Annotated in this window: 11 protein-coding genes; 7 read left to right on the top strand and 4 right to left on the bottom strand. The window is 66.1% G+C overall.

What is annotated here, in order from left to right; all coding sequences use genetic code 11:
- Positions 1-8: 8 nt before the first annotated feature.
- From J4G12_02515 to J4G12_02490, 6 genes are all read left to right on the top strand, one after another.
- Positions 9-800 carry an SDR family oxidoreductase gene (locus J4G12_02515; GenBank protein ID MCE2454678.1) on the top strand — a complete coding sequence of 264 codons (792 nt, stop codon included), beginning with the start codon at positions 9-11 and terminating at the stop codon, positions 798-800.
- 300 nt (positions 801-1,100) lie between these two features.
- Complete coding sequence (locus J4G12_02510) at positions 1,101-1,271, top strand: Rdx family protein (GenBank protein ID MCE2454677.1); 171 nt, start codon at positions 1,101-1,103, stop codon at positions 1,269-1,271.
- A gap of 217 nt (positions 1,272-1,488) precedes the next feature.
- A complete protein-coding gene (locus tag J4G12_02505) occupies positions 1,489-2,259 on the top strand; it encodes a metallopeptidase family protein (GenBank protein ID MCE2454676.1) in 771 nt (256 codons plus the stop codon).
- Positions 2,260-2,410: 151 nt separating this feature from the next.
- The gene (locus tag J4G12_02500; protein MCE2454675.1) at positions 2,411-3,628 is read left to right on the top strand and encodes an NAD-dependent epimerase/dehydratase family protein; all 1,218 of its coding nucleotides are present in this window, start codon (positions 2,411-2,413) and stop codon (positions 3,626-3,628) included.
- Complete coding sequence (locus tag J4G12_02495) at positions 3,598-5,100, top strand: hypothetical protein (protein ID MCE2454674.1); 1,503 nt, start codon at positions 3,598-3,600, stop codon at positions 5,098-5,100. Before J4G12_02500 ends, J4G12_02495 begins: the two co-directional genes overlap by 31 nt.
- Before the next feature lie 4 nt (positions 5,101-5,104).
- A complete protein-coding gene (locus J4G12_02490) occupies positions 5,105-6,367 on the top strand; it encodes a hypothetical protein (protein MCE2454673.1) in 1,263 nt (420 codons plus the stop codon).
- A gap of 224 nt (positions 6,368-6,591) precedes the next feature.
- On the opposite strand, the gene J4G12_02485 is transcribed toward J4G12_02490, so the two are convergent.
- The 4 genes from J4G12_02485 to J4G12_02470 all read right to left on the bottom strand — a co-directional run bounded on the left by J4G12_02485 (position 6,592) and on the right by J4G12_02470 (position 11,614).
- Positions 6,592-7,812, bottom strand: a complete 1,221-nt coding sequence (locus J4G12_02485; GenBank protein ID MCE2454672.1) for a hypothetical protein — start codon at positions 7,810-7,812, stop codon at positions 6,592-6,594.
- A 188-nt stretch (positions 7,813-8,000) separates the two neighbouring features.
- On the bottom strand, positions 8,001-8,240 hold the full coding sequence (locus J4G12_02480; GenBank protein MCE2454671.1) for a hypothetical protein: 240 nt from the start codon (positions 8,238-8,240) through the stop codon (positions 8,001-8,003).
- Between the two features lie 771 nt (positions 8,241-9,011).
- Positions 9,012-10,565 (bottom strand): glutamyl-tRNA amidotransferase, encoded by a 1,554-nt coding sequence (locus J4G12_02475; protein ID MCE2454670.1) that lies wholly within the window; start codon positions 10,563-10,565, stop codon positions 9,012-9,014.
- An 11-nt stretch (positions 10,566-10,576) separates the two neighbouring features.
- Positions 10,577-11,614 (bottom strand): hypothetical protein, encoded by a 1,038-nt coding sequence (locus J4G12_02470; GenBank protein MCE2454669.1) that lies wholly within the window; start codon positions 11,612-11,614, stop codon positions 10,577-10,579.
- A 207-nt stretch (positions 11,615-11,821) separates the two neighbouring features.
- On the opposite strand from J4G12_02470, the gene J4G12_02465 reads away from it, so the two are divergent.
- On the top strand, positions 11,822-13,093 hold the full coding sequence (locus tag J4G12_02465) for a DUF3667 domain-containing protein (protein MCE2454668.1): 1,272 nt from the start codon (positions 11,822-11,824) through the stop codon (positions 13,091-13,093).
- Positions 13,094-13,114 lie beyond the last annotated feature (21 nt).

The raw sequence follows: 13,114 nt of genomic DNA, 5'->3' as shown, positions 1-13,114 counted from the left end.
CTCTCACGGTGGACGAGCATCGCCCGACGCCGAAGGGTTTCCACAATCGGGGCGGTACCGACCGGGAACGGACCGGGAATCGCCGGGTGGCGCTCGTCACGGGCGGAGCCGTTCGACTCGGCCGCGCGATCACGGTCGGGCTGGCCGAACGAGGCTGGGACCTCCTCCTTCACTACAATCGGTCGGAAGCCGAGGCGGAGACCGCGGCCGCCCGGGTCCGGGGGCTCGGAAGACGCGCTCATGTCGTGCAGGCCGATCTCACCGAAGAAGCAGGCGCGGTTGCCCTGTGCCGCAAGCTCGAGAAGGCCTTCGGGAAGCTCGATCTGCTCGTGAACTCGGCTGCGAGCTTCGTTTCTGGAGATATTCTCGACACTGGCGCGGACGAGTGGGACGCGGTGCTGGCCCTGAACTTGAGGGCGCCCTTCCTAATGATCCGGGAGACGGCGCCGCTTCTGCGCGCCAGGCGAGGTTCGGTGGTCAACATCGCGGATCTTTCGGCCGTGCGGCCGTGGACGAGCCATCCGCACCACTCGGTCGCGAAGGCGGGGCTTCTGCAGCTAACGCGGATCGCAGCCGGACGACTGGCTCCCGATGTGCGGGTGAACGCGGTCGCGCCCGGCGACGTGCTTTCCCCGAAGCACTTCGACGCGGAAGACGTCGCGCGCGTTCGTCGGATGGTGCCGCTGGCCGCGAATCCGTCGCCCGAGGACGTTGTCCGCGCGGTGGTATTCCTGGCGAGCGCGTCCTACGTGACGGGCGAGACGCTGGTAGTGGACGGAGGCGAGAGTCTGGGCTGGTAATCCCCTGCCCATGAGGTCCGGACCGCCTGCGACCAGGCTCGTTGTCGACCCAGGGTGCGGGCGACCAGGACCCGTGTTCAGCACGGCGGCACCCGACCTCTCGTCTCGACTCCCGGACTCACGCCCTCGCATCGGAAGCTCAAGCCCAGCCCGGGAAACCGTGCCCGGCCACAGATTTCCGGCTAACATTGGGAGCCGCGTCCGGCCCGCCCGACGCCCGTCCCATCCAGCCATCGAACCGCAATGCGCATCTCGATCGAATACTGCTCGATGTGAAACTACAAGCCTAAAGCCGTCAGTTTGGCGGCCAGCATCACCGACCGTCACCCTGACGCCGACATCGAGCTGGTGTCGTCATCTGGCGGTCGCTTCGAGGTGGAGTCCGACGGCAGGCTCATTTTCTCGAAGAAGAAATTGCGACGCTTTCCGAGCCCCGAGGAGATCCTGCGGGCGCTGGCCGAGCCGGTTTAGGCTCGTTCATGTCGGTAATGGTCGAGCCGTCGAGCACGTCCGCAGGACCAGGGGCGTCCGCGAGCCGTCGCGAAATCCTTCGATGGCCGGCGGCGAGCCCCGTCGCCCTCTCCCTGACAGGGTGCGGCTTGAAGGCTGCGGCACCGGAACCGCCCGCTGCCGGTGACTCCGTCGGGACCCTAAGCCGGTCGGGCCGGAGACCGTCCGTCACCGCCTGATGGATTTCCATTCGTTCGAAGTCGCGGCGCGACGAATTTTCGAGGAGATACCCCCAGCCTACCGGACCGGTGTGGACGGGCTCACAATTAAGAGGGAGAGGCTCACACACCCTGATTTCGAGGACGTGTTCACATTGGGGGAGTGCCTGACCGAGTCATATCCCTCGGGCTGGGAGGGGCCGGAAACCGTCCGCTCGCTCATCATTCTCCACTGGGGCTCGTTCCGGGCGCTTGCGGAGATCGACCCCGAGTTCGACTGGCGCGAACAGATCTACGAGACCGTCACCCACGAGCTCCAGCACCACCTCGAATCCCTGGTGGACGCGGACGATCTCGGCGACGTCGACCACGCGATGGAGCAGAGCTTCCGCAGATACCGCGGGGACTCCTTCGAGGCGGACTACTACCGTCGCGGGGAGCGGTTGGGACCGTGCGCATGGGCGGTGGAGGACGAGGTTTTCCTTGAACGGGAATGGCGCGGGCAAGCTTACGAGGATTTCATCTGGGACGGCCGGAGATACCGGATCGCATGCCCCGAACCGGGCGAAGACGTGCACTTCGTCCACGTGGACGGTCTCGGTGGCGGAGCAAGATGCGAGGCTGGACGCGTCCGTGAAGAGCGAGACGTCACGACGGCGGGGGAGCGGGTGCAGATCGTGCTCGCGCGCCGGCGGTCGTGGAGCGAGCGACTTCGTTCGGTCTTTCGCCGCCGGGAGCCGGCGGTCGGAGAATCGGAGGCCCGGGCGGTGGAGATGGAGACGGACGGATGAGGCCTGCCGGGCTACGGATCCCCGAGTGATGGAAGCGGGCCCTGACGAACGGTTGCGCTCGTCGCCTCCCCCGGCGTAATATGTGAGCGGCAGGCGGCCCGTGCGGGCGTCGTGAGCCGTTCGACCCCTCAACCCGCAAGGATCCGGCGCCATGGACACCACTCGACGCGACTTCCTCAAGACCTCGGCCGCGGCCGGAGGCGTTCTCGCGGCCGGGGTGGGATCGGCCGCCGTCGGCGGCTGCTCGCTTCAGAGCTCGGAGACCGAGGGGGCCCGGAACGCGAATGCGGGACCGGACGCCGCCGGGTTCCCGGGCCGTCCCGAGCCACCGCCGCCTTCACGATCGCTCCGCATCCTCATCCTCGGCGGCACCGGCTTCATAGGCCCCCATCAGGTCGGCTACGCCCTTTCGCGCGGTCACGAAGTCACGCTCTTCAATCGAGGTCGCACGAATCCCGATCTCTTCACCGACGTCGAGACGCTCATCGGTGACCGCGCCAACGATCTGGAGGCGCTGAAGGGGCGTACCTGGGACGTGGTCGTCGACAACTCGGCCACCCGCGCCCCGGACTGGGTCGATCTGAGCGCGGACCTGCTCAAGGATTCCTGCGAGCGCTACGTCTTCGTATCCACCCGGTCGGTCTATTCCGACACCAGCCGCGTTCCCATGAACATCGAGGCGCCGGTGTGGACCCGCGAGACCGCTGGGATCGAACCCGGCAACGAGTCGAGCCACTACGGTCTCGCCAAGGCTCTCAGCGAGCAGATCGCACGCGATCACTTCGGTGCGGATCGCACCATCGTCTTCCGTCCCGGCCTGATCGTCGGCCCCGGAGATCCAACGGACCGCTTCACCTACTGGCCGGTTCGCATCCACCGCGGCGGCGAGGTGCTGGCGCCTGGCGACGGGACCGACCCGGTACAGGTCATCGACGTGCGCGATTTCGGCGACTGGCTCGTGCGCATGTGCGAAGACGGCGAGAGCGGCACGTACAACGTGGTCGGACCGGCCGTTCCCCGGCCCATGACCGAGCTGCTCTACGGAATGAGGGCGGTCACCACGGCCGAGACCACCTTCACCTGGGTGGAAACGGACTTCCTCATCAATGCCGGTCTGCGCCCCTACGCCGAACTCCCGGTCTGGCGTCCGGCCCGCGACGGCGCCGAGGGCTTCGCTCGTTTCGATCTCACCCCCGAGGTCGAGAAGGGGCTGACCTTTCGCTCGCTGGCCGACACGACCGCCTCGACGCTCGCCTTCCATTTCTCCCGCTCCGCCGAACGTCAGGCGGAGTTCCGGTCCGGAGTCTCGGCCGAACGCGAAGCCGAAGCGCTCGCCGAATGGCACGCGATGGGAGAGCCGACCGGCTAGCCGAGCTCCGCCCACCTTCCGCCACGCTCAACAGCCTGGAGTCGCACATGCGGGAAATCTCGCCGAATAGGCCCATGAGGCGCCTCTTCAACATGAAGCGCGGAGAGTTCCCGCTCGCCGCGATGTCGGCGCTTTTCTTTTTCCTGGTCCTCTGCGGCTACTTCTTCCTGCGGCCTCTGCGGGAGGCGATGGGCGTCGCGAGAGGGCTCGGCGAGCTGCGCGTGCTCTTCGTGGTCAACGCCGCTGTCGCCCTGATCGCGGTGCTCTTCTTCGGGGGAGTGGTGGCGAGAATGAATCGCCGCGGCTTCATCCCGACGGCCTATCTCTTCGTGATCGGGTGCCTGCTGATCTTCGCGGCGCTGCTGGTCTACGACGTGAGGTCCGGCGGAGGGGTGATCGGCACCGACGCTCAGACCGGTCTCTCCCGAGGGATCGGGTACACCTACTACATCTGGCTGACGACCATCAATCTCTTCACCACGGCCGTCTTCTGGGCCTTCATGGTGGACATCTTCAACGTGGATCAGGGCAAACGACTCTTCGCATTCATTGGAATCGGCGGAACCCTGGGAGCGCTCGCGGGCGGTTGGACCGCCAACCGGATCAGCGCGCTCACGGACACGCCCTATCTTCCGGCCGGACTCATGATGACCGGTGCGTTCTGTTTCGCGTTGGCGATCGTCGTGATGCTCGTGCTCGACGGAATGGCACGTCGGGCAAGGTCGGACGCCACCGACGAACCCGTTGCGACCACGGGCCCGGAATCCGGACTCTCGGCGACCGCCGAGGCCGAGACCGAACCCTCGCCCACCGGACCCGACGCCAGGATCGGCGGCTCGTTCTGGGAGGGGATCCCCGCCGTCTTCAGATCGCGCTACCTCCTGGGCGTAGGACTCTGGATCGTCTTCATGGCGGTCAGCAACACGCTGGTCTATTTCGCCCAGGCGAACATCGTGCTCACCGGGTCCGACGGATTCAGCAGCCTGGTGGCCAATTTCGCGCAGTTCGACTACGTCGCGCAGGGCGTGACCTTGATCATCCAAGTTCTCATAACCACGCACGTCATTCGCAAGGTTGGAGTCGGCTGGACGCTCGCCGTGCTGCCGCTCGTGACGCTGGTGGGCTTCGTCGTGCTGGCGATCTGGCCCGTGTTCGGCGTCATGCTCATCTTCGCCGCGATCCACCGCGCGACTCGGTACGCGATTTCACGTCCGGCGCGGGAAACTCTCTTCAGCGTGCTGTCGCCGGCCGAAAAGTACAAGGCCAAACCCGTCGTGGACGTCTTCCTTTACCGCTTCGGCGACGCGGCGGGAGCCGGCGTCGATGCCGTCTTCGCTCTTCTCGGCCTCACCCTCGCATGGGCGGCAGCGTCCACCGGGCCCCTCGCGGCTCTCTGGATCCTGCTCTCCATCGGACTCGGCAGAGCGCAGATGCGCAAGGTGGCGGAAGGCGGCGGCAGGACGAGGGCGTAAGGGCATGAACCGAAAATCAATCGGAAGCTTTTTCGTAGTAGCCGGTCTCGTGGTAAGCGGCCCGGGAGGTGCTCAGGAGATCATCAGTCTGCCTGCGGAGGACCACCATCTGGAGTTGTGGTTCGAAGAGCTCTACCGGGTCGGAGTTTTGTCCGGCGAGGATTGGGAGAAATTCGGGAATGTGCGCTTGGTGGGTTTCGACGGGGCGGGACAGCTGTACATCCTCGACAACCAGAACTCCCGCATCACCTTGGTGAGCCCCGACGGCGGATTCGTGCGCGCCTTCGGGCGGCGAGGTGAAGGTCCCGGCGAGTTCCAGAACGCCGATGGACTCGTGGTCATGCGGGGCGGCCGGGTCGTAATCGCCGACATAGGTCATCGTGCATACCACTTGTTCGACGCCAAAGGCGAATTCGAGCGCCGGGTCCGCATGGCATCCGAGCCGGGCCCATTGACACTGACGGAGCTGCTGCCGGATCCGGGTGGTCAGGCCGTCTTTTCGGCGGTTGGGAGTCAGACGTTTGGCCTGGTTATTGGGGGTTCCGCACGGACCATCCGTCACACAACCCGCCCGGTGGTGCGCGTGATACTCACGGACAGGGTGGCCAGGAAAGACACGGTCGCGAATGGCTGGTTGCCGGACGGCGAGCCGAGCTCGTACACGGTCGGCGACCTTGTCACGTTGGATCTTCCGTTGCACAAGACCTTTGGTCCACTCATGCTGGTCGGCGTTCTCCCCGATGGAAGCGTGGCGTTTTCGGACTCGTCGGCCTACGAAGTCAAGATCGCTCGCCCCGGAGAGGGTGTCTGGCGAATCCTGAAACGGCCTCTCCAGCCGATCCCCGTAACGAACCGGGTGATCGAAGCGGAAAAGCAGCGTCAACAGAGGAGCGCCTCGGGTGGTGGAAGCGTGCTGAGCGGCGTGCGCGAATCCCCCCGGGGCAGCCGTGCGAGGGCCCTTGAGCGGATCGAACAACTGCAGTTCTTCGAGGAGGTCTCCATCATCCGTAACCTGAAGACAGGTTGGGACGGCGAAATCTGGGTTCAGCGGCACGGGGAGGATCCGGCAGACAGGTACGGCCCCGTCGATGTGCTGGACATGCACGGTCGTTACCGTGGCACGTTCCCGGCGGGCACGCTCCAATTGCAGACTGCCGTGCGTCCGGTTGGGTTGGCCACCTTCGGCCCCGATGGGCTGGTCGCATTCATCGAAAGGGACGAGCTCGATGTGAAGACAGTAGTGGTCAGGCGCCTCCAGTGGCGGTGAGGCAGGAAGTGCCCAGAAGATTTTCGCCCTCGTTGTCCGTGAGGCTGGCGGCCGAGAGGCCGGACTTGCCCTGCGACGGTCCGGCGGGCAACCGTTCCGGGCAGTTCGCAGAGAGCGTGACGGAAGCGCGCTTAAGCTCGTCCTGACGAGGCCGTTTGTGCCCGAAACCGTGGTGAGGCTTTTGCCGGAAGGGGTACCAAGAGTTCGGGGAGTTGCCCGCGTCCTCAGTTCCCCCGTTCGAGGCGCCACACGTCGACGTGGTCTAGGTCGAGGCTGTCCTTGCGGATCGTCAGCAGGTGGTCGGAAGGGCCGAAGGCCGGCACGACCCTCCCACCGCGCTCCGGTGCGGAGAAGCTGGCGAGCAGCTTGCCCCCGGTGTCGAAGACCTCCCAACGGTTGCCGGCCGTCCGCATCACCTCCACCCAGAGCTTGCCGTCCGGCGCGATGAAGAGATCGTCGATGAATGGCTTCCCGTCGGGCCGGGTGGGTCCCGATGGCTCGCAGGAAGCGCCGCGTTGCTCGGCGCGCCACTCCTCGTAGTCCCTATTGCCGGCCTCCCATTCGTCGTCCTGGATGGGTTCAACCGGCAACCGTCGTTCGATCACCCGCAGGGTGTCGGTACCGTCGTAACGAGTGACAGCGATGCGGTAAGTGCTCGTGAGCGCGGAGTACATGACGCCTCCCGGCCCGGGGTGCTGAACGAACTGTGGAGCAAACGGGATCGTGAAGAAGCTGATCATTCCCTCGGATTGGCAGGTTATGCCGGATGGCAAACCGCCAGCGGGGCCGTCCAGCCGCGCCAGCGTGTCGCCCGTCTCCCCGCGGCTGTTCAGACCGATCAAGAGCGACTTTAAGGCAGAGCCGTATTCCGACTCGTAACTGGCGCCGAGCCCGGGCCGGAACAACTCGTCGGGGCCTACAGGGTACAGCCGCACCCTGCTGACCGGGCCCGAATATCCACCCTCCGTGGCCTGCTGCCCGAGCCACTGACCCTCGGCCGACCACTCGCCGATGCGGCCCTGGGCGGGATCGTAGGTCAGGAGCCGGTCGCCCGCCCACGCCAGCGAATAGAGGCTGCGGAACTCACCCGGCCCCTCGCCCTGCCGGCCGAAAGTGCGTCGGTGGGCACCATCCAGACCGAAGACCCTCACCTCGAAGTTGCGTCCGTCGGCCACGAAGACTTCCCCGGCCGGCCCGGGGGCCACGCTGTTCACGCCGCCGAACTCTTCCGGTGAGCCCGTGTCGGTCAGGGTCGTCGGCCCGATCGACTCCACAAGTTCGAGGCGCGCTAGGGGCGGTGTCCCGCTGTTGGTGACGTGGATGACGTTACCAACGGTGTCGCTAATGATAGTGAGGTCGCTGGGGGAAGCCGCGTCGTCCTGGGCGCAGGCGACGGCGAGCATCGCTGTGAGTGCGAAGACCGGTAGAGATAGATTCAGGCGCATCTTGAGGCTACCATCAGGAGGAATCGGCAAGCGGGCGCTTTCGTCCGGTCAAGGGAGTCGAGGAACTTGCCGATTGCGGCGAGCGTCACGCGAAGCCTAAACCTATCTTACATCTGGTGTCGGAAATGGCAACTATGATGTCGGCTAAGGTCCGATGCGGAGAGACTCGAACCGCTGCAGGGGCGGACTCAGGAACCTTCGGTGAGGATTCGGTACCGCACCACCCGCTCCACCCTCTGCTCGTCCACACTGACCGCCCACACATGGTCGCGGCCGAAGACCGGCACAGGGAAGCTCGTGAACTCGTGCGGCGCGACTACGACGCCTAGGTAGGTCCCGTCCGGCTCGAAGACATCGTACCGGGTGTCTTCCTCCCAGGTCACGGCGAACGAGCCCGGTTCGTCGGGGTCGTGATCCGGGTTGTCCACCGGGCGTCCCTCGGTCGACAGGCGCACCCAGATGCGCCCGTCCCGGCCAGCCCGCAACGCGCGGAAGAACGGTTTGTGGCGCGGGATTGCCGGGCCGTCCCAGTCCCAGCCGGGGAGCGACCACCGTATGCGCGAGACGGTGAGGTCGCGCGCATGGGTCCGCTCCGCGTCCGATGCCGGGACCGGACCCTGTTTGCGCTCGATCCGGAGGACGCCATCGTCCCGCGCCAGGTCGATCCTGGTAGTCGGAAGACAGGCCGGTGAGGAAGTGGCCGCTCGGGTGAATGGTCCAGTGAAACCGGGGATTGAAGGGAACGCCGTAGGTCACTCGCAGGCCGCCGGGCGCCTCCGCCCTCACGAAGGGCGCCTCGTAGTCGCTCGAGGGTTCGGGAAGGGTGTCGAGATGCGTCCCATCGGGGGCCAGAACGATGATCTCCGTGCCAAGCTCATCCAGGCGGGACAGGTCGCCGGCGACCAGATGGATCCGGCCGCGCGTGTCCACGTACAGAGGCAAGAACGAGGAGACGGTCCCGGTGTACCTCCACTCGGCGATCTCGCCCCGCCCGGGGCCGAATACCGTCACCCGCTGGTTTTCGGGATCGCGCACGGCAAGGCGCCCGCCCGGCAGCGCAGCGACGGCCTCCGCCTCGGTGAACTCGCCGGGACCCTCGCCGCGCCGTCCCAGCGTCTCCACGTACCGCAGGCGGTGAGGAGGACGGTGGTTGGTGCCAGCACGAGGGCGAAGGCATTGGTTCGCATGGGTATCCTGCCTTATTCACGAAGTGACGTGTGGGTTGCGAGTTCGGGGAATCCGGGCGGCGGACGGCGGTGGAGCGTGCCCTGCTCGTAGGCGTAGGCGTACTGGAAGAGCAGGCCGTCGTCCCAGGGGCGGCCAAGAATTTGAAGTCCGGCCGGGTGGGCTCCGGTGAAGCCCATCGGTACTGTGATAGCGGGCATTCCGGTCGCAGGTGCGACACGTTGGGAGTTGTCGCCTGAGTATTCCTCGTTCGCCCGGTCGATGTGCGCGGGCAGGCTCAGCCAAGTCGGATAGACGAGGGCGTCGATTCCCGCCGAGTCCATGGCGGACACGAGGTCGGCGAGGTACGCCTGGCGTCCCGCGTTGTCGGTGTAGTCGGGACAGGGAGGATCCCATTCGGAAGGATGGAGGTCGAAAACGGCGTCCTCGTACGAGCGCAGCGACCGCTCCGCGTCCTCTCCGAAGTCACCCGTCTCCAGGACCTCGATCACGTCTGAAATGGGAGCGGCGGCGCCCAGTGAGGCCAGGTACGCCCGCATGTCGAAGCGGAAGCGTCTGCAAAACATGCCTTCGCGCTCGAGCTGCGCGCGCACGTCGAACGCGAGAGGATCGACGATCTCCGCCCCCAGTCCGGCAAGATCCGTCAAGGCGCTCTCGAAGAGCCGAGCAATTTCCGGATCGGTCTCCTCAGGATCCGCCAGGGCTCGCAGCACCCCGATGCGAGCACCTTCCAAACCGCGCGGATCGAGCCGTTCGAGGTAGTTTTCCGCAAGACGGTCGCGGGCCGGCTCGGTATAGGGGTCGGCCGGATCGTATCCGGCGACGACGGAAAAGACGCGGGCCACGTCCTCCACGGTCCGCCCCATCGGCCCGGCGATGTCGCGGTCGAAGGAGAGCGGGACGACCCCATCGCGACTGGTGAGTCCGATCGTCGAGCGGATGCCCACCAAGGCCAGCCGGGAAGACGGCCCCCGGATGGAGTTTCCGGTGTCGCTCCCGAGGCCGATCACCCCGAAGCTCGCGGCGACGCCCGAGGCTGTCCCTCCGCTGGAGCCCGCAGGCACGCGGTCGAGAGCGTAGGCGTTGCGGGTGGTGTCGAAGGAGGAGCTGACGGACTGCCGCGGACTGAACGCCCATTCGGCCATGTTGGTCTTGGCGATCACGATCGCGCCCGCCTCCCGGATGCGCCTCACCATGAAGGCGTCGTCGGGCGGCAGGCTGCCCATGAGGGCCGCCGACCCGCCCGTCGTCATCAGGTCGTGGGTGTCGAAGTTGTCCTTCACCAGCATGGGCACGCAGAAGAGCGGTCCGGCACCCTCCCCTCGGGCGATGGCATCGTCGAGCTCGTCCGCGCGATCGAGAGCTCGCGGATTCACGACGGTGATCGCGTTCAACCGCTCCTCGTACGCCTCGATCCGGTCGAGATGCGCCTCGACCACGTTCCTGCACGTGGTTCCGCCCGAAAGCACCGAGTCCCGAATCTCCGGGATGGTCGTTTCGACGACGGAGACAGGATCGGGAGTCGACGAGCAGGCGAGTGCGAACGCCGCCGCCGGCCCGGCGGCAATGTGCCGCTTCACTATCTTCGGAACCTCACCCACTTGGTGATCCGCCGCTGCGAGACCTCGGCGCCGTAGACGTTGCCGTCGTGGTCCACGGCCACACCCTCGGGGCCGCTGAAACCCATGGGATTCGCTATGTCGTCGGGGAGGAAGTAGTGCACCCAGCCCTCGCGGGCGTCACCGATGCGGATTCCCTTCTCCCAGCCCGCGTTCCTTTGACCGGTGAATTCGTTCGGCGCGGGGCTCGACTCCGAGTCGGCGACATAGATGTTGTCGTCGGCATCGATGTAGAGGCCGCTCGGACGTCCGTACTGAGTCCAGATTGCGAGGAAGTCGCCCTCCTGGTCGAAGATCTGGATGCGGTTGTTGTAACGGTCGCCGACGAAGACGCGGCCCTGCGAATCCATCGCCAGCGCGTGCGGATCGCGGAACTGCCCGGGTCCGTAGCCGAGCTCGCCCCAGGTCTCGATCCAGGAACCGTCGGTGTCGTAACGGATGATGCGTCCCTTCGTGCGATCGTGCGAGTCGGCCACGTAGAACTGACCGTTCGGGGCCACGACCACGTCGGACGGGCGGGTCAGGTGGGTGGGCGGATCACCGGCTTCGCCAGGGGTGCCGACCGTCATGAGCAGCTCGCCCTCGGGCGAGAACTTCAGGACGGCGTGGCCGGTGGTCTCCGCTCCGGCGGCCCAGGCGTCGGTGACCCAGACGTTGCCTTCGTGATCCACGTCGATGCCGTGCGGCCATGCGATCAGCCCGCCGCCGAACGAGCGCAGCAGGTTGCCGTCCGTGTCGAAGAGAAGGACGGGGTCGAGGTCGGAGCCCACGCAACTGTTGCGACCGCAGCGCTCGGCCACCCAGACGTTGCCTTCCGGGCTGATTTCGACGGCGCTCGTCGAGCCCCAGGTCCTGCCTTCGGGCAGCTCACCCCAGCCGTAGACGGGCCGGAACGGATTGGTGGTCGTCGACTGTGCGGACGCGATTCCGGAATTGGACAGCGTCAGAAACGCTATCGCCGGAAGCGCGAAAAAGCTGGCGATTCTCGAGCGGTGCATGGATCGGGACCTCCGTTGAGGTTGCTGGCGGGAGTGACGAGGTGAAACCTACCGCCGTCACCGGCCCCGAGGCCAGCCCGGCGGGATGCGGGCGTCGCATCCGGTCCCCTCCGTTGACGAGACCGCAGCGTTGACGCACCTTGGGTATTGTCGACACTCTAGCTTTCGACACCGACCCCGTAAGTCGGGAACTGTCATCACCTAGCCATGCCCAAGACGCCACGCGACTCCTTACCGGCCGCCGTGTCCGCACCGACCGAGCTCTGCTTCAATTGCGGAGGGGTTCGCGCCGATCGCTTCTGCGCGCGCTGCGGGCAGAGCTCGAGCAACCTGGTCCGCCCGCTGCTGAGCGTGGTGTGGGAGTTCGTGCGCGAGGCGTTCGAGGTGGACGGTCGGGTACCAAGGACGCTGCGCCGCCTCTTCTTCAGCCCCGGCTCGCTCACGGAGGAGTTCTCCAAGAACCGACGGGCCCGCTACACGTCGCCGGTGCGTCTCTACCTCTTCGCCAGCTTCCTCTGCTTCATGGTACTCTCGATCTTCTTCGACGGCTCCCTTGGCGGTGGACCGGAACCCGACCTGGCGTTCACTTCCGGCGGTGAGCCCATACAGGCGCCGAGGACCGCGGATGTCGATCCGGCGCAGGTCAGCAAGGTGAAGGAGCTCGTCGGACCGCGGCGCGCCTCGCAAATGGACGACGTGCTCTTCCGGCCCGAGGGCGAGTGGTCCAAGGATCTGCTCTACCTGGTTCTGGTGATTTTCGGGCAGGACGGTACGACCGCCGGCCCGGAGAACGCTGCCGACGACGTCGCGGACGCCGCTACGGCATCCTCCGAGGCCGGAACGGAGATGGTCGACACGGACGGTGGCACGGTCGCCGAGGTGGCGGATTCGGCCACGGAAACGGCCGGGCCATTCGTGGACGTGGAGGCATCGACCCCGGACTCCACCGACGGGTCGGACGCCGACAGCGTCGAGGACCAGGACTCCGCCGAGGAGGAGAATGACAACGATGACGCCGGTGACGAGGACGGTGGGTTCGACACCATCCTGGCCCGCCAGCTGGCGGGCAGCCTGATCGCCCTCGCCCACGACGCGGACACGTTTTGGCAGGACATGCTCGGCAGAATGCCGGTCGCGATGTTCATCCTTCTGCCCGTCTTGGCCGTCATGCTGAAGCTGTTTCATCTCAGACACAAGCGCTTCCTGATCGAGCACCTGGTCTTCACCATGCACGTTCAGACGTTCAGCTTCGCTCTCCTCACACTGTGCGGCGGCGCCCTGATGCTGTTCAGGTCGAACGCGGTGGCCGCACTGATCGGAACGGTCTTCCTCGTGATACCTTGGTTCTACCTCCTGATCGGCCTTCGCCGCTTCTACCGGGAGGGCTGGGTACGGACCTTCTTCAAATGCGTCTTGCTGAGCGGAGCGTACTCGGGCCTGATGGGGCTGCTGCTCTTCGCGGCGTTTCTGTCGGGTTGACGGCCAGCGGCCTCACCTTGA

It is taken from the genome of Gemmatimonadota bacterium (assembly GCA_021295815.1).
GTDB lineage: Bacteria > Gemmatimonadota > Gemmatimonadetes > Longimicrobiales > Gaopeijiaceae > JAGWBQ01.
The sequence above is the reverse complement of the archived record's forward strand: the minus strand, read 5'-3'. Positions and strand labels throughout refer to the sequence as shown.